This is a genomic window from Pseudomonas sp. GW821-FHT09A09 (genome assembly GCF_059418405.1).
On record NZ_JBWKPU010000030.1, the window covers coordinates 39,886 to 65,855 of the forward strand.

Sequence of the window (25,970 nt, forward strand, 5' to 3'; positions counted from 1 at the left end):
TTCAGCGTACTTTCTGCGCTGAGTCGATACTGTTTTTTCTCCAACGCCTGACACCTGTTTCCGATCATTTGAAAGAGCACGTTGGAAGCAAGAGTAGTGGGAGTTCGGCGCGGCTGTGACATTGAAATTTTTGCAAAATAACTCGGAACGCCTGGCGTGCGATTCTCAGTCCTCCCGCCGAGGAAAGAACAATTCAAAACGCGTGGTTCCCGCCTCACTGCTCACACTGTACCGCCCGTTATGCAACTGCATGATGGTCGCCACGATCGACAACCCCAGCCCGTTGGACTGAGCCGAACGTTCCCGCGACTCATCCACCCGGTAGAACCGCTCGAACAACCTGGGCAGATGCTCCGCCGCAATGGTTTCGCCTCGGTTGCTGACACTCAGGTGAATGCCGTCGTCGTTCGGCACTGCCGCAATCACCAGCTCGGAACTCGGCGCGCCATATTTGATGGCATTGGCGCATAGATTGGCCAGGGCGCGGCGCAACAACATCGGCTCGGCCCAGATCACGCCTTCACCTTGCGCGAGAATGCTGATGTCCACATCACTCGCCAGCCCTTCGAAGTAGTCGGCCATCCGCTCCACTTCATCAGCCGCGCTCAGTTCCTGACGCTGGCGCAAGGCGCTGGCGGGGTCGGTGCGGGCCAGGAACAGCATGTTGTCGAGCATCCGCGCCAGGCGTTCGAGTTCTTCGACGTTGGAAGCCAGCAGTTGCTGGTAGCTCTCGATGCTGCGGTTTTGCTGCAGCGCCACCTGGGTTTCCCCCAACAGATTGTTGATCGGCGTGCGCAGCTCGTGGGCCATGTCGGTGGACACTTGGCCCAGTTGCACAAAGCCCTTGGCGAGTCGCTCCAGCATGGTGTTAAAGGAATCGATCATCGGCAGCAGTTCTTTGGGCGCACCGTGGCTGTCGAGGCGTTCGGCCAGGTTGCCCACGCCGATGCCTTGGGCGTGCGTGGCCAGGCGCCGCAGAGGCACGAGCCCACGGTGGACCAACAGGTAACCCACCAGGGCGAGGATGATCGCGGCGATGGTCGCCAACACAAATACGCTCAGGCGATAGCTGGCGAGCATGGCGGTGCGTTCGGTCATCAGGCGCCCGGTGGTGACCTGCAGGCTGCCCAGGTCGCCGGAGTCGATGGAGGCGGCCACGGTTGCGAAGGGCACGCCATTCACGCCGGGCAAATGGTGCACGTCGGAAAAGCCCAGCTCATGGCCCCGTGGCACCGGGGTCACGGTAGGCATTTCAATGTTGCCCGGGTTGACCAGCAGCAACGGTGTCTGGCCCGGCGCTGCGATACTCAGCACCGATTCGCTGTTGCCCAGCATGTTCTGGAACAACTCCGGCTTGGTCTTGATCAGGTCCAGCGTGTTGCTGTCGTTGAGCAGGTTGCGCAACTGGTCTGCGCGATAGATCAGCGCGGCGTCATCACGTTTGATCAGCTCGCGTTCCAGCTCGCGATACAACGCCACGCCCAGGGTGGCCAGGAGCGCGAAGGCAAGCAAGGCGAAGATCAACGCCAGGCGCAGGGTCAGGGAGTAATGGCGAGTGCGGCTCATGGCTGGGTATCGAAGCGGTAGCCGATGCCCCGCACGCTGTGGATCAACTTGAGCTGGAACGGGTCGTCGATTTTCAGGCGCAGGCGCCGCACGGCCACGTCCACCACATTGGTGTCGCTGTCGAAATTCATGTCCCACACCCGCGAGGCGATCATCGAGCGTGACAGCACCTGGTCCTGGTGCGTGGCGAACAGATGCAGCAGGGCGAACTCTTTGTTGGTCAGGGTAATGCGCGTGCCGGCGCGGGTGACGCGGCGCTTGAGCACGTCGATTTGCAGGTCGGCGATCTGCAGCTGTTCCTCTTCGCGGCTCGGGCCACGACGGGTCAGGGTGCGCAGGCGTGCGACCAGTTCGGCGAAGGAAAACGGTTTGATCAGGTAATCGTCGGCACCCAGTTCCAGGCCCTTGATGCGGTCGGCGATGTCATCGCGGGCGGTGAGAAACAACACGGGTGTATCCGCTTCCTTGCGCAGGCGACGCAACACTTCCCAGCCGTCCATTTTAGGCATCATCACGTCCAGCACAATCACGTCGAACGGCGTTTCCAGCGCCTGGTGCAACCCGTCCACGCCATCACGGGCGAGGCTCACGGAGTAGCCCAGTTCCTGCAGGCCATTGAGCAGGTAATTGCCGGCCTTGGGTTCGTCTTCGACTACGAGAATATTCATGGGAAGTGCCTTGGTTCGTCGCGTTGCGCAAGTGTAGCCCGATCAATTGTCACTGGCGCAACCGATGCCTTGCACCTGGTAGTCCAGTACGTGTTCGCGACCCTGGTGGTCCAGGTAGTCGAGGCGGGCTGGGACGATGCCGCATTGGCCGTAGGTGTCGGTGCTCGACAGCACTTTGTCGACATCCAAGTGAACAAAGAAACCGACCTTGTCGTGGATCACGTTGGCGGCGGGTGCGGTGTCGGCAGCAAACACTGAACCGGTGGCAAGCAAAGCGGTAAAACCGAGGATAAACAGTTTCATGGTGGTATCTCTCTTTAAGGGCTGGCTGCCAGGTCCTGGCAGTAAGTTCACGGTAACCAGGTGACGCAAACAGCCAGCCAACAGGATGATGACAAGTTCGTAATGAAGGGCTTAAGGCTGGCGGCCCGACGCTTCGAGGATCAGGTCGGTGATTTCCTTGGCGTGGGACACCAGCGACAGGTGGCTCGACGGCAGCTCGATGGTGGTGGCGTTCATGCGCTTGGCGAGGAAGCGTTCCAGGTCCGGGTTGATGGTCTGGTCATTGGCCGACACCGCGTACCAGGACGGCTTGGTGTGCCAGGCGGCGTTCACGGTGCGGCCGCTGAACAAGGTCTTGGTGATGGGTTGCTGCACGGCATACAGCTCGAGGGCCTTGGTGCGAGGCACGTCAGCGGCGAAGTACTTGAGGAACGCGTCCTGACTCAGGGTGAGGTAGCCATCGTGGTCTTCAACGCCGGCACGTACTGGCATGGTCGGGTACTTGGCGGAGAGGGCGACGAAGTCTTCGTTGGCGTCCGGCGCACGGGCGGCGACGTACACTAGCGAGCTGACTTTCGAATTCGCGCCAGCGTCGCTGACCACGGTGCCGGCGTATGAATGGCCGACCAGTACGGTAGGGCCGTCCTGTTGATCAAGGACGCGATTGGTCGCGGCAACGTCATCGGCGACCGAGGTCAGCGGGTTTTGCACCGCGGTGACGTGCAGACCGGCCGCTTGCAAGCGAGTGATCACTTCGGACCAGCTCGACCCATCGGCCCAGGAGCCATGCACCAGTACCACGTTGTTGGCTTTGACCGGCGCGACGGTGCTGGCCATGGCGGTGCCGGTTCCCAGCATCAACAGGCTGGCGGCGATCAGGCAAAGTTTGCTTGCAGGCTTCATGGGTGGACCCTTTTTCATCAGTGGGAAGTGGCGTCAACCGGTGTGGGTGACTGACGACTCCACTGTATGAAGTGAGGGTGCTTCTTAGACTGACAGCTTCATTACAAACCTGTAATCCAATCGGCTTGGCGTGCGCCGCCGTCGTTTACAAGCGTGGGCGTGATCCGTAGATTGCATCGGGCCTTTTACGTGTCCCTGCCCAAGAGGAAGCCCAGCAGTGTCCATCTCCGCTCCTGCCATTTTTGCCCGACGTTACCGCGCCTTTCTGTTCGACATGGACGGCACCCTGCTCAATTCCATCGCTGCGGCCGAGCGCGTGTGGAGCATCTGGGCGCAGCGCCATGGCCTGGATGTAGCGGCGTTCCTGGCAACCATTCACGGGGCAAGGGCGATCGATACCATTACTCGCCAGGCGTTGGCGGGCGTTGATCCAGAGGTTGAGGCGCAGTGGATTACCGAGGCCGAAATCAATGATGTCGAAGGGGTCGTGGCGATACCCGGCGCTGTCAAGTTCCTGAAGGACTTGCCTGGCGATCAATGGGCGTTGGTGACGTCTGCACCCAGGGAGCTGGCATTGCGGCGCCTGCAGGCTGCCGGTATCAGTCCGCCGGCGGTGCTGGTGACCGCTGAGGATGTGGCGGTCGGCAAGCCGGATCCGGCGTGTTACGTGCTGGGCGCGCAGCGTTTGGGCGTGCCGGTGCAGGATTGCCTGGTGTTTGAAGATGCAGCGGTGGGTATTCGCGCAGGGGAAGCAGCGGGGGCGGATGTGGTCGTGGTGACGTCGACGCACCTGAAGCCCATGCACACGCCGCATCTTTCGATCGACGGTTATGGGCAATTACAGGCCCGGCGTGACGATGAGGGGTTGTTGCTGCTGTCGAACCGTGTGGGCTGAAGCGGTTCCCGCTAGCGGTCGTCGTTGTCGTTGAGAAGGGGTTGGTTCGAGGGTGTTTGTAGCCGGGTGTTCTTCATGCCTTGGCGCGACAGCACCATTTCCCTGAGGATTTCATTGGCGAGCCGAGCAATGGCTTCGGCGCCACGGTAGTGGGCGCGGACGATACCGGTGATTGCGAAATGATCTGTTTCGGGACCACTGAGAATGGCTGAAAGCGTACCGTCGGCGTGCAGCGTACAGGCGATCTTGTAACTGGGCAAACGCGCTGCCAGTGCGGCTTCAATTTCGGATTTACTCAGGGTATCCATCTGCTTTTGTGCCTATTGCGGACCGTGCAAACCCAAGCATAGAACTTGCCGGGAGACTGTAAATACCAGCGATCCGATAGCGCTGCACGGGCCGTCAACGTGCTGTTTTCTGCGATGAGGCATGGTTTGCGCGACGGCACAGTTTGCGTTGCATCGCCGTTTGAATCGGCTTGAGGCAGAATGCGAACAGATAGGCACCGAGGAACAGCATCAGGTCCAGCCACGAATGGGCTTGGCGCCCGCTATCCGGGTTTATTTCACACCTCAGGCCATATTCGAACCCCAAGAAGATTAGCCCTATCAGCAGCGTGATCGTCCAAGAGCGAATTACAAATGGCTGCGCAGTGGATCGCCTCATCTGTGTGCTCCCGGTGCACTCCGATGGCAAGGAATGAGTCAGGAGTTTCGGCTATGAATAAAGTAACAAGTTCCAGGCGTGAAGACAGTTTCATCTTGTTGCCAGGAAGCAGGGCGGGGCGCGCTGATCACGCAACAACCACGTGAACAGGCCAAGCAGGTTTTCGCCAGCCGTTACAGTGAACGAAAAGGCTGGCTACTGAGGGCGCTTCAAGGCGTCTGGTTTTTATCCGGAGCAGTCAGGCCGGCCTGGATGCGCTGGTAAATCTCCTCGCGATGCACGGCAACATCCTTGGGCGCGTTGATGCCGATTCGTACTTGCTGGCCGCTGACGCCCAGGATGGTGATCGTGATGTCATCACCGATGTTTATGCTTTCACCAACTTTGCGGGTGAGTATAAGCATGGACTTCTCCTTGATTACTTTTAAGGACACATGTTTCAGACAGGGCAGATGTCGGATGTGTGTAGCTTACTGCTTAAGCGCTTCCCTGTGACTGCCTCTTTTAGGACGCATAGAGGCGACATTAATTCCCATGGCGGCATCATACAGGTCTGCGATACATCATTCGCATTGTTTAAGCTAACGTTTATGACGGCCAGAATAGACAGTGAATGATAAAGTTGCCTCTTTATCCTTAAAGGAGCAGGGCAGTGCGTAAAGTAGCGATGGCAATTGCGGTGTTGGCCTTGGCCGGTTGCGGTGAAGGCAAAAGCGTCGACGCCCCCAAGGCCAAGCCTGCCGTGACCGAAAGCCAGCCACAAACCGGCGCAATTGCTGCCCAGGAATGGGATGTGTGGGTGGGCCCGCCGGATCACAAGTTGCAGGCGCTCACCGACCTGACCGCCTGGCTGCTGGAACATGGTTTCAATTTTTATATCGTGAAGGAAGACGGCAAGGACCAGGTATTGCTGGGACCGTTCGCCAGCAAGGCCGAGGCGGAAGCCAAGCAGGCGCTGTTGACCGAGAAACTGGCCCGCGCCAAGAAAAACGATACCGAGTCGCAGGTCATCGAACACAAGACCGCGCAGTAATCGGAAGGCTGGGCGGGTTACCCGCCCCCTTTCAGCCGCAGGCCTTGAGGTTCACCGGGCCGACAAATTCGTTGCCGCGCCCCATCACACAGGCCACGGTCTGATTGCGCTGGCGCTCCCAGGGTTGCACCGGGTAGGTCTTGTTCCAGGCCTCATACAGTTGGCGGTCCTGTTTGGACAGGCGCAAACCGTATTGCTTGCTCATGTAGAAGTAAGTGCGGGCGATCATGCCCCGAATGGAAGGGCGCGGCATCACCTTCTTGGCCTTGAAGTCCACCTGGGTCAGGCATGAACCATACTGCCCGCTTTGCACCGGCAGCCAGCCAAAACTGAAGTTGTTACGGTCGCCGTTCACCTCGCCAATGCTGGGCACCAGGTTGTGCAGGTCGGCCTCGGCGCGCTTGAACACGTCATCGTGGCGCGTGCAGTTCTTGCGTCCTCCAGCTTGCCAGCACTGGCGTTGATGGCCGATCTGCCAGGCCGGGACGATGTGTTCCCACTCGATACGAGCGGCGCGGCTGGCGTTTTTGCGCGGGACGTAACCACAGGCTTTCAGGTCTACCCGATTACCGTTGTATTTGCAGCCGCAGTAAAACTCAGTGGATTGTGGGGCGTAGAGTTTCCAGGCGACCTTCTTGGCTTCGCTGAAGGTTCGGGGCGCCTGGGCATGGGCGGTGACGGCAAAGAACAAGCAAACCACAGCGGTAAAACGGACACTCATTGAATCAATCTTCCTTCGGCACAACCCAGAAAATCTGCACGCCGCCGTCATCCCGGTAGGCGAGGGTGACGTTATCGTTTTCCGCAATTTCTTCCAGCAGACGCTCCCATTCGTCCACCGGCTCATCCGGCAAACGGAAGATCAGGGCGGCCTTGGCTTTCTGTGCGTTGGTCGAGTTGATGATCTTTTGCACCCGAATGGCCAGGCGCTCGTAGGCATCAGGTGGAGTCGGCAGTGCGGAAGAGGACGTTGCCACGGAGAATTCCTTAGTAAGCTGTACGTGCATACAGTATTTAACTGTGGGCAATTTCGCAACTGCTTAAACTTCAGGAGTTAGGTCTGACAGCTGTCTGGGCGAATTCATGCAGGCGGGGCGTATCTGAAAGGTGGCAAGGGCGGACAAGCCGCCCGTGCCGAGATGCAGCCAGGAATCAATATTCCCAGAACATCCGTTGCAGCTCTTTGCTGTCCTGGGTCTTGGTCAGGGCAACCATGGCCAGGATCCGCGCTTTTTGCGGGTTCAGGTCATGGGCGGCAACCCAGTCGTACTTGTCGTCAGGCTGTTCAGCGTTACGCAGAACGAAACCGCCGGCATTCACGTGGGAAGAACGGATGATCTGCACGCCTTGCTTGCGCAGTTCCTGCAGGGCCGGTACGACTTTGGACGAGACCGAGCCGTTGCCGGTGCCGGCATGGATGATGGCTTTCGCGCCAGCCTGGGCCAGGGCCTTGACGGCGGTGTCGCTCACGTTGCCGTAGCCGTAGGCGATTTCAACATCGGGCAGGCTCTTGATGTTCTTGATGTCGAATTCGGAATCCATGGTGTGACGCTTGGCAGGCAGGCGGAACCAGTAGGATTTGCCTTCGACCACCATGCCCAGCGGGCCCCATGGGCTCTTGAACGCTTCGGTCTTGATGTTGATCATCTTGCTGACGTCACGACCCGACTGGATCTCGTCGTTCATGGTGACCAGCACGCCTTTGCCACGCGCGTCTTTACTGCCGGCGACGGCCACGGCGTTGTACAGGTTGAGCATGCCGTCAGCCGACATGGCGGTGCCTGGGCGCATCGAACCTACGACCACGATTGGCTTGTCGGTTTTTTCGACCAGGTTCAGAAAGTAGGCGGTTTCTTCCAGGGTGTCGGTGCCGTGGGTGATCACGATACCGTCCACGTCCTTGCTGTCGGCCAGTTCGGCTACGCGGCGACCCAGTTGCAGCAGGTTTTCGTTGTTGATGCTTTCAGATGCAATTTGCATCACTTGCTCGCCGCGAACGTTGGCGATCTGGCTAAGCTCAGGAACACCGGCGATCAATTGTTCGATACCAACCTTGGCCGCCTGGTAGGTGGCACTGTTGGCCGCGCTGGCGCCAGCGCCGGCGATGGTGCCGCCGGTGGCAAGGATGACGACGTTGGAGAGTTTGGTTTTGGTTTCAGCTTCCTTTGCCTGGGCGGCAAGGGGGAACAGCAGCAGGAGGGCTAACGCGCCCGGAACAAAGTTTTTCAGTGCAGATTTCATTATTTTTCTCTCTGGTTTTTGATGAGTGCTGGTGCAGGTTCATCTAGAACACTCGGGCGATTCTGAATGCCTCGAGGTGCAGGGTAAGAGCAGGATTTGTACCAGGCTGATTGTGTCTGCGGTTGTAAATTAACTTATTGATTTTAATCAGTTTATTTTTGGTTGTAGGGTTTTTCAGTTGAGTGGGTGTCCGGCTTTCCGAACGTTGGGGTGGGCTGGCGTTCGGTTGTCCGAAAGCGTGCTCGGTCAGCGGCAGGAGCCGGCAGCGCCGCCTGTCGTTTTAGAGAACGACCCAAGCAGTTGAATGTTTAACAGGATCAACCATGGGCCCCTGGGACAGGGGAGGGAGGGCGTGGATGAAAGGCTGTTTTCTCCCGTTGACAAATCTCGACAAGGTTCTCATAGTTTGGTGTAACGCAAACGTTTGCGAGATGTTTCACGATGCACGCCTTGAAGTATCGTGACAGCTCGTATCAGCCACCCGGGTGGGCCGGCTGCCGAAGCGTTCTTCGGTGCAAGCGTTGCTCACAATAATCATAAGATCGGAGTGAACCCATGAAGCTGCCATTTGCTGGACGTCTTCTTGCTGTCGCTGTGCTTGCTGCCGCATCCGCTGCCCTGCCGCTCTCCTCTGCATTTGCCGATGACGCTGCCGCCAAACCCAAGGTCGGCCTTGTCATGAAATCCCTCGCCAACGAATTCTTTGTCACCATGCAAGACGGTGCCAAGACGTATCAGAAAGAACATGCCGCCGATTTCGACATGATCACCAACGGGATCAAGAACGAAACCGATACCAGCGCGCAGATCGATATCGTCAACCAGATGATCCTCGCCAAGGTCAATGCGATTGTGATCGCCCCTGCTGACTCCAAGGCACTGGTTACCGTGCTGAAGAAAGCCTCGGACGCCGGCATCAAGGTCGTCAACATCGACAACCGTCTTGACCCGGACGTGCTGAAAAGCAAAAACCTCGACATCCCGTTCGTAGGCCCGGACAACCGCAAAGGTTCCAAGCTGGTCGGCGATTACCTGGCCAAGCAACTGGCTTCGGGTGACAAGGTCGGCATCATCGAAGGCGTTCCGACCACCACCAACGCCCAGCAACGTACCGCAGGCTACAAGGATGCGATGGACGCTGCCGGGATGAAGATCGTCTCCACCCAGTCGGGTAACTGGGAAATCGACCAGGGCCAGAAAGTGGCGTCCGCCATGCTGAGCGAATACCCGGACCTCAAGGCCTTGTTGGCCGGTAACGACAACATGGCCCTGGGCGCCGTCTCCGCCGTACGTGCGGCAGGTAAAGCGGGCAAAGTGCTGGTGGTGGGCTACGACAACATCGAAGCCATCAAGCCGATGCTTCAGGACGGCCGCGTGTTGGCCACTGCCGACCAGGCCGCTGCCCAGCAGGCCGTGTTCGGTATCCAGAACGCACTCAAGCTGGTCAAGGGTGAGAAAGTCGATGCCAAAGACGGCGTGATCGAAACCCCGGTCGAACTCGTCCTCAAGAAGTAATCCTTGCAGCACCCAACAGCGCCCGCTTGTCCTGAGCGGGCGCCTGGAGATTTTCCTATGTCATCTTCCGCCCCGAACGCTGTCCTCTCGGTCAGCGGTATCGGCAAGACCTATGCCCAGCCGGTTCTGTCCGACATCACACTCACGCTCAACCGTGGGGAAGTGCTGGCGCTGACCGGTGAAAACGGCGCTGGTAAAAGTACCTTGTCGAAGATCATCGGCGGGCTGGTCACGCCCACCACCGGGCACATGCAGTTCAATGGCCAGGACTTCCGTCCGGGCAGCCGCACCCAGGCTGAAGAGCTGGGCGTGCGCATGGTCATGCAGGAACTCAACCTGCTGCCGACCCTGACCGTGGCTGAGAACCTGTTCCTGGACAACCTGCCCAGCCACTGTGGCTGGATCAGCCGCAAGCAACTGCGCAAGGCGGCGATCGAGGCCATGGCCCAGGTCGGCCTGGACGCGATCGACCCGGACACCCTCGTTGGCACCCTGGGTATCGGCCACCAGCAGATGGTGGAAATCGCCCGCAACCTGATTGGCGATTGCCATGTGCTGATCCTCGACGAACCCACGGCGATGTTGACCGCCCGTGAAGTCGAGATGCTGTTTGAACAAATCACCCGTCTGCAGGCCCGCGGCGTGGCGATCATTTATATTTCGCACCGGCTCGAAGAGCTGGCCCGTGTCGCCCAGCGCATTGCGGTATTGCGTGATGGCAAGCTGGTCTGTGTCGAGCCGATGGCCAACTACAACAGCGAGCAACTGGTCACCTTGATGGTCGGTCGCGAGTTGGGTGAGCAGATCGACCTGGGCCCGCGCACAATCGGCGGTCCCGCCCTGACGGTGAAGGGCCTGACGCGTTCGGACAAGGTCCGCGATGTGTCCTTTGAAGTGCGTGCTGGCGAGATCTACGGCATTTCCGGCCTGATCGGCGCTGGCCGTACCGAATTGCTGCGCCTGATCTTCGGCGCTGACCTGGCAGACAGTGGCACCGTTGCGCTGGGCTCGCCGGCCCAGGTGGTGAGCATCCGTTCTCCAGTGGATGCGGTCGGGCATGGCATCGCGTTGATCACCGAAGACCGCAAGGGCGAAGGCCTGCTGCTGACTCAATCCATCAGTGCCAACATCGCCCTGGGTAACATGCCGGAAATCTCCGGTGGTGGCGTGGTGAATGCGCGTGACGAAACGGCCCTGGCCAAGCGCCAGATCGACGCCATGCGCATCCGCAGTTCCAGCCCGGCACAACTGGTGTCCGAGTTGTCCGGTGGTAACCAGCAGAAAGTCGTGATTGGCCGTTGGCTGGAGCGTGATTGTGCGGTGATGCTGTTCGACGAGCCGACCCGCGGCATCGACGTGGGCGCCAAGTTCGACATTTATGCCTTGCTCGGCGAACTGACTCGCCAGGGCAAAGCGCTGGTGGTGGTGTCCAGTGACCTGCGTGAGCTGATGCTGATCTGCGATCGCATCGGTGTGCTCTCGGCCGGGCGCTTGATCGAGACATTCGAGCGCGACAGCTGGACCCAGGATGAATTGCTCGCCGCCGCCTTTGCCGGCTATCAGAAACGTGATGCGCTGCTCAACGACGCAGTGCTTAGGGATACCCCATGAAAACAACAACTTCCCCTGGTAAAACCGGCGGCAATTTCTACGGTCTGGGCACTTATCTTGGGCTGGCGGGTGCGTTGCTGGCGATGATTGCGCTGTTCTCGGTGCTCAGCGATCACTTCCTGTCCTATGACACCTTCAGCACCCTCGCCAACCAGATCCCTGACCTGATGGTGTTGGCGGTGGGCATGACGTTCATCCTCATCATCGGTGGCATCGACCTGTCGGTAGGCTCAGTGCTGGCACTGGCTGCGTCGGCGGTCAGCGTGGCGATCCTGGGCTGGGGCTGGAGCGTATTGCCGGCCGCTGTGCTCGGCATGGGCTGTGCGGCATTGGCTGGCACTATCACCGGTTCGATCACCGTGGCGTGGCGGATTCCGTCGTTTATCGTGTCACTCGGCGTGCTGGAAATGGCTCGTGGTGTCGCTTACCAAATGACGGGCTCGCGCACAGCGTACATCGGTGATTCCTTCGCCTGGCTATCGAACCCGGTGGCGTTCGGCATTTCGCCATCGTTTATCATTGCGCTGCTGGTGATCATCGCGGCCCAGTTGGTGTTGACCCGTACCGTATTCGGTCGTTACCTGATTGGCATCGGTACCAACGAAGAGGCCGTGCGCCTGGCGGGGATCAATCCCAAGCCCTACAAGATCCTGGTGTTCAGCCTGATGGGCCTGTTGGCAGGCGTGGCGGCACTGTTCCAGATTTCACGGCTCGAAGCGGCTGATCCGAATGCCGGCTCCGGCCTCGAGCTGCAGGTGATCGCCGCCGTGGTGATCGGCGGCACCAGCCTGATGGGCGGGCGCGGTTCGGTCATCAGTACCTTCTTTGGTGTGTTGATTATTTCGGTACTGGCAGCTGGACTGGCGCAGATTGGTGCCACGGAGCCCACAAAGCGCATCATTACCGGTGCCGTGATCGTGATCGCCGTGGTCCTCGATACCTACCGCAGCCAGCGCGCCAGTCGGCGAGGCTGAACCATGGCAACGATCAAGGATGTGGCAGCGCTTGCAGGTATTTCCTACACCACGGTGTCCCATGTGGTGAACAAGACGCGCCCGGTCAGCGAGCCTGTGCGGATCAAGGTCGAGGCGGCGATCAAGCAGCTGGACTATGTACCGAGTGCTGTTGCACGCTCGCTCAAGGCCAAGACCACCGCCACCATCGGTCTGTTGGTGCCCAACAGCCTCAACCCGTATTTTGCGGAGCTGGCGCGGGGCATTGAGGATTACTGCGAGCGTAATGGCTACTGCGTCATCCTCTGCAACTCCGACGACAATGCTGAAAAGCAGCGCAATTATCTGCGCGTGTTGTTGGAGAAACGCATCGACGGCTTGATCGTGACCTCGGTGGGCGGTGACGACAGCGGCCTCGCGGCCGGCTTGAGCGCGGTGCGCACGCCGATGGTGATTGTCGATCGGGCACTGGACGGTATTGATGTCGACCTGGTGCGCATCGACCACGAAGAGGGTGCCTACCTGGCGACTAAACATTTACTGGAACTTGGTCACCGGGACATTGCCTGCATTGGCGGCCCTGGGCATACCCGCGTGGCGCAGATGCGTCTGGCGGGCTATCACCGCGCCCTGCGTGAGGCAGGTGTAGAAGTGGCAGCGGGACGCACCGAAGAAAGCGATTTCACCAGCACCGGTGGTTATGCCGCAGCGGTGAAGCTGTTGGCGCAGAACCCGCCCAGCGCGATCTTCGCCAGCAACGACATGATTGGCTTCGGCGTGTTACGCGCGGCGGCCGAGCGCAACATCCGCGTGCCGGGCGAACTGTCGGTGATCGGTTTCGATGATATCCAAATGGGCCGCTACGTGTACCCGGCGCTGACCACGGTCGGGCAGTCGATCGTGCAGCTGGGCGAGACGGCGGCCGAGCTTTTGCTGCAACGAATTGCAACCCCCCAACTGCCGATCGATCAACGCATCGTGACGCCGAGTATTGTGTTGCGAGAGTCCACGGCACCTTTTGCCGGGGTCTTCGCCCAATACCGCTGAACCGAATTGATGAGTACTGATGTATGCCCGCAAAAGTAGTGGTAATAGGCAGCTTGAACATGGACCTGGTGACCCGTGCCAGCCGGTTGCCGCGTGCCGGTGAAACCCTGATCGGCCAGACGTTCACCACGGTGTCTGGCGGCAAGGGTGCCAACCAAGCGGTGGCGGCAGCGCGCCTGGGTGCCGAGGTGGCGATGGTTGGTCGCGTGGGCACTGACGCCTACGGCACCCAGTTGCGTGATGCATTGCTGGTGGAAGGCATTGATTGCCAGGCCGTCGCCACGGTAGAGGGATCCAGCGGCGTGGCATTGATAGTGGTGGACGACAGCAGCCAGAACGCAATCGTGATCGTGGCCGGCAGCAACGGCGAGCTGACACCTGCGTCACTGCAAGCCTCTGACGCCGTTCTGCAGGCGGCCGATGTGATCATCTGCCAGCTTGAAGTGCCGATGGCCACCGTTGGCCATGCGCTCAAGCGCGGGCGTGAGCTGGGCAAGGTCGTCATCCTGAACCCGGCACCGGCCAGCGGCCCGTTGCCGGGCGACTGGTATGCCGCGATCGACTACCTGATCCCCAATGAGAGCGAAGCCACGGCCCTCAGTGGCGTGACGGTGGACTCTCTCGAAAGTGCCCAGGTTGCCGCGACACAATTAATCAAGGCCGGCGCCGGCAAAGTCATCATCACCCTGGGTGCCCAAGGCGCGCTGTTTGCCGATGGCAAGGGCTTCGAACACCTGGTGGCGCCAAAGGTCAAGGCTGTGGATACCACGGCGGCCGGTGACACCTTTGTCGGAGGCTTTGCTGCGGCGCTGGCCAATGGCAAGAGCGAAGCCGAGGCTATCCGATTTGGCCAAGTGGCAGCGGCGCTGTCAGTGACACGTGCCGGTGCGCAGCCCTCTATTCCCACGCTGCACGACGTTCAAGGTTTTGTGCCCTCATGAAAAAGACACCGCTCCTCAATATTGCACTGTCACGCGTCATCGCGTCCCTGGGTCACGGCGATGTACTGGTGATCGGTGATGCCGGCTTGCCGGTACCGCCTGGCGTCGAGCTGATCGACCTGGCGCTGACCCGAGGCATTCCGGACTTCATCAGCACCTTGCGCATTGTGCTCAGCGAGATGCAGGTGGAAAGCCACGTGCTGGCCGAGGAGATCCTGCTCAAGCAGCCACCGGCGTTGGCGGCCCTTAATACCCTGACCGAGCAGGCGGCCCTGGGCGAGCGCCGTCTGGTCAGCCATGAAGAATTCAAGCAACTGAGCCGCAAGGCTCGCGCCGTCGTGCGCACGGGCGAGTGCCAGCCTTATTGCAACATCGCGCTGGTGTCCGGCGTAACTTTCTAGCGTTCCCAATGACAAGGAGTGTTTCATGCAACGTGGTCTACCCACCCTGAAAAACCTGTTCCGGAGTGTCCTGCTCTTGTCCGCACTCACCGCAGCCAGCGCCCATGCGGCGGAAAAAATCGACCTGATCATCGACACCGACCCCGGTGCTGATGACGTAGTAGCCTTGCTGTTTGCCATGGCTTCTCCGGAGGAGTTGCACATTCGAGCGCTGACCACTGTCGCCGGCAATGTGCGCCTGGACAAGACCTCCCGCAACGCACGGCTGGCCCGTGAGTGGGCAGGGCGCGAAGATATTCCGGTGTATGCCGGCGCACCCAAGCCGCTGCTGCGCACGCCGATCTATGCCGAGAATATCCACGGCAAGGAAGGCATCTCCGGCGTCACCGTGCATGAGCCGAAAAAGGGCCTGGCCGAAGGCAATGCGGTTGATTACCTGATCAAGACCTTGAGCACCGCCAAGCCCCATAGCATCACCATCGCTATGCTCGGTCCGCAAACCAACCTGGCGCTGGCATTGACCCAGGCGCCGGAAATCACCCAAGGCATCAAGGAGGTCGTGGTGATGGGCGGTGCGCACTTCAATGGCGGCAACATTACGCCGGTGGCCGAATTCAATCTGTTCGCCGACCCGGTTGCGGCCGAGATCGTGCTCAAGAGTGGCGTCAAGTTGACCTACCTGCCGCTGGACGTGACCCACAAAGTCCTGACCAGCGAAACGCGTTTGAAAAAGATCGCAGACCTCAACAACAACGCGAGCAAAGTCGTCAGCAATATCCTTAACGAATACGTCAAAGGCGATATGGAGCACTACGGCATCCCCGGTGGCCCGGTGCACGATGCCACGGTGATTGCTTATCTGCTCAAGCCTTCACTGTTCAGCGGCCGTCAGGCCAATATGGTGGTCGATAGCCGCGAAGGCCCGACTTTCGGTCAGACCATCGTCGACTGGTACGACGGCCTGAAGCAGGAAAAGAATGTGTTTTGGGTCGAGAACGGCGACGCCCAGGGCTTCTTCGATCTGCTGACTGAGCGCCTGGCACGCTTGAAGTAAGGTGTTTGCCGGTCGGCGCTCGTCGACCGGTTCTTATTCCCGCTCGGGGTCGTGTGCACCCATGTGATCGGCCGGGTATTTTTCGAATACCTGACCGATAAAGGCTTGCGCCGCTTGGGTGCCCAATTCCTTGACCAGCAGGTCGATACCGATGATTGCCAATTCTTCGGGGCTTCCGGGGCTGTAGGAACTTTGTCCCTGAGGCCACTTGGCTTTGATATCGGCTTGGAGGGTTACAGTGCTCATGGCTGTCTCGCGGTGTTGAAAGTACTGGGTAATGCGCTGGAACGCGGTTCTTGCCGGCGCAGTTAACCATTTTGCGCCGCGTTTGGCACTGCTACTTAGGCATGAGCGAAGGGCTGTGCGACACTGTCTCCCTGTTTAATTGCCGGGAATGAACGCGTGCAGATCGATTTGAACAACCCCGACAACCTGAACCTGGCCGCCGTGCGCCAGTTGATTGCCAGTGCCAGTGACGATGAACATGCCCAATTGCGGGTGACCAAGGCCGGGATCGCTTATATCTCTTCTGGCAGGGCGGTGGGTGGTGTCGAGATCGAAGGGTTGCTGTTTCGCCTGGAGACCTGGGCCAAGGGCTCAGGCTACGTCGGCAACGTGGCTGCCAGCGATGAAGTCTGGGTGACCCAGATCCTGAATGCGCTTACGCAGAACTGGCCAAAACCTTCGTCCGACTACATCGATATCTACTGAGTACGTTCATATCTGGTGACGATTGCTCGGGCGAATGCCGCGCAAGAGTAGGGCAGACTTGCCCTCCGGCGGTTTACGTCTTGAAACCAATCCGCCATATCGCTGTCGCACGATCTCTGTCCATTTTTATCATAGGAGGCTTCATGCCTTGGAAGCTCGCATCATTCGGTACTTTGTTGGCAGCACTCGCGTTGGCGGGTTGCAGCACCCCGGGTGCCTCTGAGCCAGGCAAAGCAACCGCCGCCGCTGACGTCACTCATACCCGCTGTGAGTCGAAAGCCGCCGAGTTCGCAATCGGCCAGAAAGCCTCGCCCCAGTTGCTGGAGCAGGCCCGTACCCGTGCCGGTGCGCAGAACGCACGGATTCTCAAGCCAAACGACATGATTACTCTGGAATACCGCTCCGATCGCCTGAACCTGAACACCGACGACAACCTGGTGATCACGCGGGTCAATTGCGGCTGATCGCTTCAAGGCTTTTACAGCGCCCATAAAAAACCCCGCCACATGGACGGGGTTTTTTTAGCTCAGCGGAGAATTACTCGCCGCGAACCTGTGCAGCTTGCATACCCTTTTGGCCTTTCTCAGCCACGAAGGAAACGGTTTGGCCTTCTTTCAGGCTTTTGAAACCGTCGCTTTCGATAGCTTTGAAGTGTACGAACAGGTCGTCACCGCCACCTTGAGGAGTGATGAAGCCGAAGCCTTTTTCATCGTTGAACCATTTAACGGTGCCGGTTTGGCGATTAGACATGGTGTATCTCCAAGAAACATATATTTTCAGTAGTGCTGTGCTGCTCAGGCCAACTGGGCACACCGGGCTATCATAGTCGAAATGTTCGGCTTGGGAGCCCCCCCAAGGCATTGTTTGCTAATCAATAGCGTTGCGTTTAGTGCTTCGGTCGGCTGAAAGCCCCGATCTACGGGGCTTTGGCGCGAAATATCAGCTGTTAAAAAAAGCCGTAAAAGCTGCGTAATTTGTGAGATAAGGCAATTTTCAGGCTGTTTTTTCAACAAATTGACCGTCTGAGCACGGGTATGGCTGACTATTTTTTCACGACTTTGCAGGACGAAATCGCCGCAACCGCTTTGTTTTTAAGTGCAGGGCTGGCATTCGGGTTTTTCATGAGCTCTGTGATTTCCGCCGTGGTCAGCTCGGCATTGATCTTGTCGGCGCCACATTCGCAATGGTCTTTGGCGGTTTTGGCGTCGACGTTCTGCTGGGCTGCTGCGCTGCAATCTTTGACGAAGCTATCGCGGGCGCCGGCAGGCCAGTTCGATGGAGCGGCTGCTTGTGCGCCGAGGGACATCAGTGTCAGGGAGGCGGCGAGAGCGAGTGTCGAGGTAAAACGCATCATGGGATGCTCCTTTGGGTCGAAGACGGACAGCAATTCTCAGTGGGTTTGAGGTAGTGCGTACAGCTCAAGTTCACTTTTGCAGCAGCAAAGCCCGGAATTTTTCATTACATGAAGCCGCGCCGGCGCGACGACCGTTCATCTGTGCTAGCATCGTCGACCTGGCTATTTCCAGGCGCGCCATTTGCCGCCTTGCCATGTTCTTTTTAGCTCACTCCAGTCACTCTGGTTCGATTATCGGTTGGCCGAAAGGCTCCTGCCGCTGTAAGGCAGGCGTTCATCACTGAACGGCCTGGTATTGGATCTTGTACTGGCTCATCCCAACCCACGTGACCTTTGGTAGGGGTCACCACTAGGAGAGGAGGCGCCATGCCAACTATTACTCTTCCCGACGGCAGTCAACGTTCATTCGATCATTCGGTTTCCGTAGCCGATGTCGCCGCATCCATCGGTGCAGGCCTGGCCAAAGCCACCGTGGCCGGCAAGGTCGACGGCAAGCTGGTCGATGCCAGCGACCTGATCACCACCGATGCCAGCCTGCAGATCATCACGCCCAAGGACCAGGAGGGGCTGGAGATCATTCGTCACTCTTGCGCTCACCTGATTGGCCACGCGGTCAAGCAGCTGTATCCGACCGCGAAAATGGTGATCGGCCCGGTCATCGAAGAAGGCTTCTATTACGACATCGCCTATGAACGTCCTTTCACACCGGACGACCTGGCCGCGATCGAACAGCGCATGCATCAGCTGATCGAAAAAGATTACGACGTGATCAAGAAAGTCACGCCGCGCGCCGACGTAATCGACGTGTTTACCGCCCGTGGCGAAGACTACAAGCTGCGCCTGGTGGAAGACATGCCGGACGAGCAGGCCATGGGCCTGTACTACCACGAAGAATATGTCGACATGTGCCGTGGCCCGCACGTGCCGAACACGCGTTTCCTCAAGTCGTTCAAGCTGACCAAGCTGTCCGGCGCCTATTGGCGTGGCGATGCGAAAAACGAGCAACTGCAGCGCATCTACGGTACCGCCTGGGCTGACAAGAAGCAGCTGGCCGCCTACATCCAGCGCATCGAAGAAGCTGAAAAGCGCGACCACCGCAAGATTGGCAAGCGCCTGAACCTGTTCCACCTCCAGGAAGAAGCGCCGGGCATGGTGTTCTGGCACCCGAACGGCTGGACCCTGTACCAGGTGCTTGAGCAGTACATGCGCAAGGTTCAGCGCGACAACGGCTACCTGGAGATCAAGACTCCGCAAGTCGTTGACCGTAGCCTGTGGGAGAAATCCGGGCACTGGGCCAACTACGCCGACAACATGTTCACCACCCAGTCGGAAAACCGCGACTACGCCATCAAGCCCATGAACTGCCCTTGCCACGTGCAGGTGTTCAACCAGGGTCTGAAGAGCTATCGCGAGTTGCCGATGCGCCTGGCCGAGTTCGGTGCCTGCCACCGTAACGAGCCATCGGGTGCGCTGCACGGCATCATGCGCGTGCGTGGCTTCACCCAGGATGACGCCCACATCTTCTGCACCGAAGAGCAGATGCAGGCCGAATCCGCCGCGTTCATCAAGCTGACCATGGATGTCTATCGCGATTTCGGCTTTACCGAAGTCGAAATGAAGCTGTCCACTCGTCCGGAAAAACGCGTCGGTTCCGACGAGCTGTGGGATCGCGCCGAATCGGCACTAGCCGCGGCGCTCGACAGCGCGGGCCTTGCGTACGACCTGCAGCCAGGCGAGGGTGCTTTCTACGGTCCGAAGATCGAGTTCTCGCTGAAAGATTGCCTTGGCCGTGTCTGGCAGTGTGGTACCCTGCAGCTCGATTTTAACCTGCCGATCCGTCTGGGCGCCGAATACGTGTCCGAAGACAACAGCCGCAAACACCCGGTTATGCTGCACCGGGCGATCCTCGGTTCGTTCGAACGGTTCGTCGGGATCCTGATCGAGCACTACGAGGGTGCATTCCCTGCGTGGCTGGCTCCGACCCAGGCAGTGATCATGAATATCACTGATAAACAGGCAGATTTTGCCGCTGAAGTTGAAAAAACTCTCAACGAAAGCGGGTTTCGTGCCAAGTCCGACTTGAGAAATGAAAAGATCGGCTTTAAAATCCGCGAGCATACTTTGCTCAAGGTTCCCTATCTTTTGGTTATCGGAGATCGGGAAGTCGAGATGCAGACTGTCGCTGTGCGTACTCGTGAAGGTGCTGACCTGGGCTCGATGCCCGTCGCCCAGTTCGCTGAGTTCCTCGCGCAAGCGGTTTCCCGGCGTGGTCGCCCAGATTCGGAGTAATTATTATTAAGCGTGAAATGAGACAAGATAAACGAGCTGCACCGAAAGCCCCGATCAACGAGAATATCTCGGCACGCGAGGTTCGGTTAATTGGCGCTGACGGCGAGCAGATTGGCATCGTCTCGATTGATGAAGCGCTTCGTATCGCTGAAGAGTCCAAGTTGGACCTGGTGGAAATCTCCGCCGACGCAGTCCCGCCTGTTTGCCGGGTGATGGACTACGGCAAGTCGATCTTCGAAAAGAAGAAGCAGATTGCTGCGGCGAAGAAGAACCAAAAGCAGATTCAAGTAAAAGAAATCAAGTTTCGTCCAGGGACGGAGGAAGGGGATTACCAGGTAAAACTGCGCAACCTGGTACGTTTCCTGAGTGATGGGGACAGGGCCAAGGTATCCTTGCGATTCCGCGGCCGTGAGATGGCCCACCAGGAGCTGGGGATGGAACTCCTCAAGCGGGTTGAAGCTGACCTGCTGGAGTACGGTTCCGTCGAGCAGCATCCTAAGATGGAAGGACGCCAGCTGATCATGGTCATCGCCCCGAAAAAGAAGAAGTAATCAACAGGGCACGGCAGGCCTTCTGATTATGTTTATCAACTGAATGCGGAGTATCCGAACATGCCAAAGATGAAGACTAAAAGTGGTGCTGCTAAGCGGTTTCTGAAAACTGCTAACGGTATCAAGCACAAGCACGCTTTCAAGAGCCACATCCTGACCAAAATGTCGACCAAGCGTAAGCGTCAACTGCGCGGTAGCAGCTTGCTGCATCCGTCTGACGTGGCAAAAGTCGAGCGCATGCTGCGCCTTCGTTAATTTTTGGATCAAGAATAGAGGAAGTAACTCATGGCTCGTGTAAAGCGTGGCGTCATTGCCCGTAAACGTCACAAAAAAATTCTGAAACTTGCTAAAGGCTACTACGGCGCGCGTTCACGCGTATTCCGTGTTGCCAAGCAAGCGGTAATCAAGGCAGGCCAATACGCCTACCGTGACCGTCGTCAGAAAAAACGTCAGTTCCGCGCTCTGTGGATCGCTCGTATCAACGCTGGTGCACGTGTTAACGGTCTGTCCTACAGCCGTTTCATCGCTGGCCTGAAAAAAGCGTCCATCGAGATCGACCGTAAGGTTCTGGCTGATCTGGCAGTGAACGAAAAAGCGGTGTTTGCCGCGATTGTCGAGAAAGCTAAAGCCACCTTGGCTTAAGTACCCCCGACAGTCATTCTGGGTTGCTCCTGCAGCCCAGGGTGGTAAACGTCATAAATAGGGGAAGAGCCTTCAAGCTCTTCCCCTATTTTGTATCTGGAGTCTGTACATGGAAAACCTGGACGCGCTCGTCGCTCAAGCTCTTGAGGCTGTGCAAAGCGCTGAAGATATCAATGCCCTGGAGCAAATCCGGGTTCACTACCTTGGCAAAAAGGGTGAATTGACTCAGGTGATGAAGACCCTGGGGAATTTGCCGGCTGAAGAGCGTCCGCAAGTCGGTGCGCTGATCAACGTCGCCAAGGAGCGTGTCACAGAGGTTCTCAATGCGCGCAAGGCGACAATGGAGGAGGCTGATCTAGCGGCCAAACTCGCCGCCGAGTCCATTGACGTAACCCTGCCTGGCCGTGGCCAGGCCTCGGGCGGCCTGCATCCGATCACCCGGACTCTGGAACGTATCGAGCAGTTCTTCACCCACATTGGCTACGGCATTGCCGAAGGCCCAGAGGTCGAAGACGACTATCACAACTTCGAGGCGCTCAACATCCCAGGCCACCACCCGGCCCGGTCGATGCACGACACCTTCTATTTCAACGCGAACATGCTGTTGCGCACCCATACCTCGCCAGTACAGGTCCGCACCATGGAAGCGAACAAGCCGCCGATCCGCATCGTCTGCCCAGGCCGTGTGTACCGCAGCGACTCCGATATCACCCACTCGCCGATGTTCCACCAGGTCGAAGGCCTGCTGGTTGATTGCGACATCAACTTCGCCGACCTCAAGGGCACCATCGAAGAGTTTCTTCGTGTGTTCTTCGAGAAAGAGCTGGCGGTGCGTTTCCGTCCATCGTTCTTCCCGTTCACCGAGCCATCCGCTGAAGTGGATATGGAATGCGTGATGTGCAGTGGCAAAGGCTGCCGCGTGTGCAAGCAAACCGGCTGGCTGGAAGTGATGGGCTGCGGCATGGTTCACCCGAACGTGCTGCGCATGTCCGGGATCGACCCGGAAGAATTCTCGGGCTTTGCCTTCGGCATGGGCGTTGAGCGTCTGGCCATGCTGCGTTACGGCGTGAACGACTTGCGTCTGTTCTTCGACAACGACTTGCGGTTCCTCGCGCAATTTCGCTAGTCGTAACGAACCTTTAGGAGAGCAGGATGAAATTCAGTGAACAATGGCTGCGTGGCTGGGTAAGCCCGCAGGTAGGCCGCGACGAGCTGGTCGCTCGTCTGTCGATGGCCGGTCTTGAGGTCGATAGCGTTACTCCGGCCGCCGGTGTTTTCAATGGCGTCGTGGTTGGCGAGGTGCTGAGCACCGAGCAACACCCCGATGCCGATAAGTTGCGTGTGTGCCAGGTCAGCAATGGCGCGGAAACCTTCCAGGTCGTGTGCGGAGCGCCCAACGTGCGCCCCGGCCTGAAGATCCCATTCGCCATGATCGGTGCCGAGTTGCCAGGCGACTTCAAGATCAAGAAAGCCAAGCTGCGTGGTGTTGAGTCCAACGGCATGCTGTGCTCCCAGGCCGAGCTGCAAGTGGGTGAGGGCAACGATGGCCTGATGGAACTGCCGGCCGACGCGCCCGTGGGCCAGGACATCCGCGTTTACCTGGACCTGGAAGACGCCAGTATCGAGGTCGACCTGACCCCGAACCGTGGCGACTGCCTGTCCCTGGCCGGCTTGGCCCGTGAAGTGGGCGCGCTGTACAACGCCCCGGTCACCCGCCCGGTCGTTGCTGCCGTGCCTGCGGTGCACGACGAAGTACGCCCGATTGAAGTGCTGGCGCCAAACGCCTGCCCACGTTACCTGGGTCGTGTGATCCGTAACGTCGACCTGTCCAAGCCAACCCCGCTGTGGATGGTTGAGCGTCTGCGTCGCGCTGACGTGCGCAGCATCGATGCAGCTGTCGACATCACTAACTACGTGATGCTGGAGCTGGGTCAGCCGCTGCACGCTTTCGATCTCGCCGAAATCAAAGGTGGCATCCGCGTGCGCATGGCTGAAGAGGGCGAAAAGCTTGTTCTGCTTGATGGCCAGGAAGTCAGCCTGCGCGCCGACACCCTGGTCATTGCTGACCATTCCCGTGCCCTGGCGATTGCCGGCGTGATGGGTGGCGAGCACAGTGGCGTGTCTGACACCACTCGTGACGTTTTCCTTGAAAGTGCGTTCTTCGACCAGATCGCCATCGCTGGCAAGGCCCGCTCCTACGGCCTGCACACCGATGCGTCGCACCGCTACGAGCGTGGCGTGGACTGGAAGCTGGCCCGTGAAGCCATGGAGCGTGCCACTGGCCTGCTGCTGGAAATCACCGGTGGCGAAGCCGGCCCGATCACTGAAACCGTCAGCGAGCAGCACCTGCCGTCCGTTGCGCCGATCACCCTGCGTGCCAAAAGCGTTGAGCAAATGCTCGGCCTGGTGATTGAGCCGGCTGAAATCGAGCAACTGTTGTCCGCCCTCGGCCTGGGTATCACCGCCGGCGGGGAAGGGCAGTGGCACGTTGAAGTGCCAAGCCATCGCTTCGATATCAGCCTGGAAGTCGACTTGATCGAAGAACTGGCCCGCCTGTATGGCTACAACCGCCTGCCGGTTCGTTACCCGCAAGCGCGCCTGGCCCCGCAACCCAAGGCCGAGGCGCGTGCGCACCTGCCTGAGCTGCGTCGCCTGCTGGTGGCTCGTGGTTACCAGGAAGCGGTGACCTACAGCTTCATCGATCCGAAGCAGTTCGAACTGTTCAACCCGGGCGTCGAGCCGCTGTTGCTGGCCAACCCGATCTCCAATGACATGGCTGCCATGCGTTCGTCGCTGTGGCCAGGCTTGGTGAAGGCGTTGTCCCACAACCTGAACCGTCAGCAAGACCGCGTGCGCATGTTCGAAAGCGGCCTGCGTTTTGTCGGTCAATTGGACGGCCTCAAGCAAGAGCCGATGCTGGCCGGTGTGGTGTGCGGCAGCCGCCTGCCGGAAGGCTGGGCGCAGGGTCGCGAAACCGTGGACTTCTTCGACGTCAAGGCAGACGTGGAGGCGGTATTGGGCTTTGCCGGTGCCTTGGATGACTTCACCTTCCTGCCTGGCAGCCACCCGGCGTTGCACCCGGGCCAGACTGCACGTATCGAACGTGAAGGTCGTTTGGTGGGCTTCGTCGGCGCCATTCACCCTGAGCTGTCGAAAACCCTCGGCCTGGACCGTCCGGTCTTTGTTTTTGAGCTAGTCTTGGCTGAAGTCGCGTCGGGCAAGATGCCTAAATTCAGCGAGTTGTCGCGCTTCCCTGAAGTGCGTCGTGACCTCGCGCTGATTGCCGATCGTGAAGTGGCCGCCACTGCCGTTCTGGATGTAATCCGTGAAAATGCAGGGGAATGGCTGACAGACCTCAGGCTATTTGACGTCTATCAGGGTAAAGGCATTGATCCGCATAGAAAAAGCCTTGCAGTTGGCTTGACCTGGCAGCATCCATCGCGCACTCTTAATGACGATGAGGTGAATACCACGACACAAAATATCCTCACCTCGCTCGAACAAAGGTTGAACGCCACGTTAAGGAAGTGACGTATGGGGGCTTTGACGAAAGCTGAGATGGCGGAACGTCTGTACGAAGAGCTGGGTCTGAACAAGCGCGAGGCCAAGGAATTGGTCGAGCTGTTTTTTGAAGAGATCAGACACGCTCTGGAAGACAACGAGCAGGTCAAATTGTCCGGTTTCGGCAATTTTGACCTGCGGGACAAACGCCAGCGGCCTGGCCGCAATCCAAAAACGGGAGAAGAAATCCCGATCACGGCTCGCCGTGTGGTCACCTTTCGTCCAGGGCAGAAGTTGAAGGCCCGAGTTGAGGCTTATGCTGGAACCAAGTCATAACGACGAGCTACCCGTCATCCCAGGCAAACGCTACTTCACCATTGGTGAAGTCAGCGAGCTCTGTGCGGTCAAGCCGCACGTGCTGCGCTATTGGGAGCAGGAGTTTCCTCAACTCAACCCCGTCAAACGCACCGGGAACCGTCGGTATTATCAGCGCCAGGATGTGCTGATGATCCGGCAGATCCGTGCGTTGCTGTACGACCAGGGGTTCACCATCAGCGGCGCGCGCCAGCGTATGTCCGGTGATGAAGCCAAAGACGACACCACCCAATACAAGCAGCTGATCCGCCAGATGATCTCCGAACTCGAAGATGTGCTGGTGGTGCTGAAGAAGTAATTCCAGCTTTTAAAATACTTCCACATTTCAAAAGCTTGCGGTATATTCCGGTTCGCTTCCTCAAGAAGCGAACCCAGTAACACGCCTAGTCGGGGCGTAGCGCAGTCCGGTAGCGCACTAGCATGGGGTGCTAGGGGTCGAGTGTTCGAATCACTCCGTCCCGACCATATTCTGAAGGGGATCCAGTACAGTGTACTGGGTCCCTTTTTTCGTTTCTGGCGCTATCAAAAGTAGGAACTACCGGCCTTTCTTCGCGGTATCCGAGTGGGCGCGGCGTTTTCGGCGGTATGCGGTGATTCTAAACCAATAGACCGGCATGTTACCTCCGCCCACCAATGGGGCATCTTCTGAGCCATTTGGTAGCAGATTCCTACGCCCGCCTTCCGCCCCATCAGCCGAAAATCTTTTCTATTCCATCCAAATCAACCACTTGCCTCACCACCCATCCAATTGGCACGCATCCTGCTTTTTTG

The 25,970-nt window shown here is 58.7% G+C and carries 31 protein-coding genes and 1 tRNA gene; 20 read left to right on the forward strand and 12 right to left on the reverse strand.

Going from position 1 to position 25,970, the window contains the following annotated elements; translation table 11 throughout:
- Positions 1–165: 165 nt before the first annotated feature.
- The 4 genes from AC07OV_RS22790 to AC07OV_RS22805 form a co-directional block, all read right to left on the reverse strand.
- Positions 166–1,566 (reverse strand): heavy metal sensor histidine kinase, encoded by a 1,401-nt coding sequence (locus tag AC07OV_RS22790; protein ID WP_495093028.1) that lies wholly within the window; start codon positions 1,564–1,566, stop codon positions 166–168.
- Positions 1,563–2,234: a heavy metal response regulator transcription factor gene (locus tag AC07OV_RS22795; RefSeq protein ID WP_016970977.1), complete on the reverse strand. Its 672-nt coding sequence runs from the start codon at positions 2,232–2,234 to the stop codon at positions 1,563–1,565. Before AC07OV_RS22795 ends, AC07OV_RS22790 begins: the two co-directional genes overlap by 4 nt.
- 42 nt (positions 2,235–2,276) lie before the next feature.
- A complete protein-coding gene (locus tag AC07OV_RS22800; RefSeq protein WP_176998742.1) occupies positions 2,277–2,537 on the reverse strand; it encodes a DUF2790 domain-containing protein in 261 nt (86 codons plus the stop codon).
- Between the two features lie 111 nt (positions 2,538–2,648).
- Positions 2,649–3,419, reverse strand: coding sequence for an alpha/beta fold hydrolase (locus tag AC07OV_RS22805; RefSeq protein WP_176998743.1), 771 nt, complete (start codon positions 3,417–3,419; stop codon positions 2,649–2,651).
- A 217-nt stretch (positions 3,420–3,636) separates the two neighbouring features.
- Between AC07OV_RS22805 and AC07OV_RS22810 the strand changes: the two genes are divergently transcribed.
- Positions 3,637–4,314: an HAD family hydrolase gene (locus tag AC07OV_RS22810; protein WP_495093029.1), complete on the forward strand. Its 678-nt coding sequence runs from the start codon at positions 3,637–3,639 to the stop codon at positions 4,312–4,314.
- 11 nt (positions 4,315–4,325) lie between these two features.
- On the opposite strand, the gene AC07OV_RS22815 is transcribed toward AC07OV_RS22810, so the two are convergent.
- Both AC07OV_RS22815 and csrA read right to left on the reverse strand, forming a co-directional pair.
- Positions 4,326–4,622 (reverse strand): hypothetical protein, encoded by a 297-nt coding sequence (locus AC07OV_RS22815; RefSeq protein WP_494998525.1) that lies wholly within the window; start codon positions 4,620–4,622, stop codon positions 4,326–4,328.
- 567 nt (positions 4,623–5,189) lie between these two features.
- Positions 5,190–5,384: a carbon storage regulator CsrA gene (gene csrA, locus AC07OV_RS22820; RefSeq protein WP_003192511.1), complete on the reverse strand. Its 195-nt coding sequence runs from the start codon at positions 5,382–5,384 to the stop codon at positions 5,190–5,192.
- 263 nt (positions 5,385–5,647) lie between these two features.
- Between csrA and AC07OV_RS22825 the strand changes: the two genes are divergently transcribed.
- Entirely contained in the window at positions 5,648–6,013 is a 366-nt protein-coding gene (locus AC07OV_RS22825) for an SPOR domain-containing protein (RefSeq protein WP_176998791.1), read from the forward strand.
- Between the two features lie 31 nt (positions 6,014–6,044).
- Here AC07OV_RS22825 and AC07OV_RS22830 read toward each other — a convergent pair whose 3' ends face one another.
- The 3 genes from AC07OV_RS22830 to AC07OV_RS22840 all read right to left on the reverse strand — a co-directional run bounded on the left by AC07OV_RS22830 (position 6,045) and on the right by AC07OV_RS22840 (position 8,254).
- Complete coding sequence (locus AC07OV_RS22830) at positions 6,045–6,734, reverse strand: endonuclease (protein WP_176998746.1); 690 nt, start codon at positions 6,732–6,734, stop codon at positions 6,045–6,047.
- Positions 6,735–6,738: 4 nt separating this feature from the next.
- The gene (locus AC07OV_RS22835) at positions 6,739–6,990 is read right to left on the reverse strand and encodes a DUF1654 domain-containing protein (RefSeq protein ID WP_176998747.1); all 252 of its coding nucleotides are present in this window, start codon (positions 6,988–6,990) and stop codon (positions 6,739–6,741) included.
- A gap of 175 nt (positions 6,991–7,165) precedes the next feature.
- The gene (locus AC07OV_RS22840) at positions 7,166–8,254 is read right to left on the reverse strand and encodes an asparaginase (RefSeq protein ID WP_495093030.1); all 1,089 of its coding nucleotides are present in this window, start codon (positions 8,252–8,254) and stop codon (positions 7,166–7,168) included.
- Between the two features lie 555 nt (positions 8,255–8,809).
- Here AC07OV_RS22840 and AC07OV_RS22845 point away from each other — a divergent pair.
- From AC07OV_RS22845 to AC07OV_RS22875, 7 genes are read left to right on the forward strand one after another with little or no spacing between them, the layout of a single operon-like run.
- A complete protein-coding gene (locus tag AC07OV_RS22845) occupies positions 8,810–9,769 on the forward strand; it encodes a sugar ABC transporter substrate-binding protein (RefSeq protein WP_176998749.1) in 960 nt (319 codons plus the stop codon).
- Positions 9,770–9,826: 57 nt separating this feature from the next.
- Positions 9,827–11,380 carry a sugar ABC transporter ATP-binding protein gene (locus tag AC07OV_RS22850; RefSeq protein WP_176998750.1) on the forward strand — a complete coding sequence of 518 codons (1,554 nt, stop codon included), beginning with the start codon at positions 9,827–9,829 and terminating at the stop codon, positions 11,378–11,380.
- Positions 11,377–12,354 carry an ABC transporter permease gene (locus AC07OV_RS22855; RefSeq protein WP_176998751.1) on the forward strand — a complete coding sequence of 326 codons (978 nt, stop codon included), beginning with the start codon at positions 11,377–11,379 and terminating at the stop codon, positions 12,352–12,354. The genes AC07OV_RS22850 and AC07OV_RS22855 overlap by 4 nt, the downstream gene beginning before the upstream one ends.
- Positions 12,355–12,357: 3 nt before the next feature.
- Positions 12,358–13,380, forward strand: coding sequence for a LacI family DNA-binding transcriptional regulator (locus tag AC07OV_RS22860; protein ID WP_176998752.1), 1,023 nt, complete (start codon positions 12,358–12,360; stop codon positions 13,378–13,380).
- A 23-nt stretch (positions 13,381–13,403) separates the two neighbouring features.
- The gene (gene rbsK / locus AC07OV_RS22865; RefSeq protein WP_495093031.1) at positions 13,404–14,321 is read left to right on the forward strand and encodes a ribokinase; all 918 of its coding nucleotides are present in this window, start codon (positions 13,404–13,406) and stop codon (positions 14,319–14,321) included.
- On the forward strand, positions 14,318–14,722 hold the full coding sequence (gene rbsD / locus AC07OV_RS22870) for a D-ribose pyranase (RefSeq protein ID WP_495093032.1): 405 nt from the start codon (positions 14,318–14,320) through the stop codon (positions 14,720–14,722). Before rbsK ends, rbsD begins: the two co-directional genes overlap by 4 nt.
- A 25-nt stretch (positions 14,723–14,747) precedes the next feature.
- Positions 14,748–15,776, forward strand: a complete 1,029-nt coding sequence (locus tag AC07OV_RS22875) for a nucleoside hydrolase (protein WP_176998755.1) — start codon at positions 14,748–14,750, stop codon at positions 15,774–15,776.
- A 33-nt stretch (positions 15,777–15,809) separates the two neighbouring features.
- On the opposite strand, the gene AC07OV_RS22880 is transcribed toward AC07OV_RS22875, so the two are convergent.
- Positions 15,810–16,022 carry a hypothetical protein gene (locus tag AC07OV_RS22880; RefSeq protein WP_176998756.1) on the reverse strand — a complete coding sequence of 71 codons (213 nt, stop codon included), beginning with the start codon at positions 16,020–16,022 and terminating at the stop codon, positions 15,810–15,812.
- Between the two features lie 156 nt (positions 16,023–16,178).
- Between AC07OV_RS22880 and AC07OV_RS22885 the strand changes: the two genes are divergently transcribed.
- Complete coding sequence (locus AC07OV_RS22885) at positions 16,179–16,487, forward strand: hypothetical protein (protein ID WP_176998757.1); 309 nt, start codon at positions 16,179–16,181, stop codon at positions 16,485–16,487.
- A gap of 143 nt (positions 16,488–16,630) precedes the next feature.
- Entirely contained in the window at positions 16,631–16,951 is a 321-nt protein-coding gene (locus AC07OV_RS22890; protein ID WP_176998758.1) for an I78 family peptidase inhibitor, read from the forward strand.
- Positions 16,952–17,024: 73 nt separating this feature from the next.
- Here AC07OV_RS22890 and AC07OV_RS22895 read toward each other — a convergent pair whose 3' ends face one another.
- Complete coding sequence (locus AC07OV_RS22895) at positions 17,025–17,237, reverse strand: cold-shock protein (protein ID WP_003234260.1); 213 nt, start codon at positions 17,235–17,237, stop codon at positions 17,025–17,027.
- 292 nt (positions 17,238–17,529) lie between these two features.
- Positions 17,530–17,841 carry a hypothetical protein gene (locus tag AC07OV_RS22900; RefSeq protein WP_494998529.1) on the reverse strand — a complete coding sequence of 104 codons (312 nt, stop codon included), beginning with the start codon at positions 17,839–17,841 and terminating at the stop codon, positions 17,530–17,532.
- 366 nt (positions 17,842–18,207) lie between these two features.
- Here AC07OV_RS22900 and thrS point away from each other — a divergent pair, with 366 nt between their 5' ends.
- From thrS to AC07OV_RS22945, 9 genes are all read left to right on the forward strand, one after another.
- Positions 18,208–20,130, forward strand: coding sequence for a threonine--tRNA ligase (thrS, locus tag AC07OV_RS22905; RefSeq protein ID WP_494998530.1), 1,923 nt, complete (start codon positions 18,208–18,210; stop codon positions 20,128–20,130).
- Complete coding sequence (gene infC, locus AC07OV_RS22910) at positions 20,130–20,681, forward strand: translation initiation factor IF-3 (RefSeq protein WP_169850653.1); 552 nt, start codon at positions 20,130–20,132, stop codon at positions 20,679–20,681. Before thrS ends, infC begins: the two co-directional genes overlap by 1 nt.
- 60 nt (positions 20,682–20,741) lie before the next feature.
- Positions 20,742–20,936: a 50S ribosomal protein L35 gene (gene rpmI / locus AC07OV_RS22915; protein ID WP_002553160.1), complete on the forward strand. Its 195-nt coding sequence runs from the start codon at positions 20,742–20,744 to the stop codon at positions 20,934–20,936.
- A gap of 30 nt (positions 20,937–20,966) precedes the next feature.
- Positions 20,967–21,323, forward strand: a complete 357-nt coding sequence (rplT, locus tag AC07OV_RS22920; RefSeq protein WP_007913489.1) for a 50S ribosomal protein L20 — start codon at positions 20,967–20,969, stop codon at positions 21,321–21,323.
- Positions 21,324–21,432: 109 nt separating this feature from the next.
- Positions 21,433–22,449, forward strand: a complete 1,017-nt coding sequence (pheS, locus tag AC07OV_RS22925) for a phenylalanine--tRNA ligase subunit alpha (protein ID WP_495093033.1) — start codon at positions 21,433–21,435, stop codon at positions 22,447–22,449.
- 26 nt (positions 22,450–22,475) lie between these two features.
- Positions 22,476–24,854 (forward strand): phenylalanine--tRNA ligase subunit beta, encoded by a 2,379-nt coding sequence (gene pheT / locus AC07OV_RS22930; protein WP_495093034.1) that lies wholly within the window; start codon positions 22,476–22,478, stop codon positions 24,852–24,854.
- A 3-nt stretch (positions 24,855–24,857) separates the two neighbouring features.
- Positions 24,858–25,160: an integration host factor subunit alpha gene (gene ihfA, locus AC07OV_RS22935; protein ID WP_002553164.1), complete on the forward strand. Its 303-nt coding sequence runs from the start codon at positions 24,858–24,860 to the stop codon at positions 25,158–25,160.
- A complete protein-coding gene (locus tag AC07OV_RS22940; RefSeq protein ID WP_003174972.1) occupies positions 25,141–25,497 on the forward strand; it encodes a MerR family transcriptional regulator in 357 nt (118 codons plus the stop codon). Before ihfA ends, AC07OV_RS22940 begins: the two co-directional genes overlap by 20 nt.
- A gap of 90 nt (positions 25,498–25,587) precedes the next feature.
- A tRNA-Pro gene (locus AC07OV_RS22945) sits at positions 25,588–25,664 on the forward strand.
- Positions 25,665–25,970 lie beyond the last annotated feature (306 nt).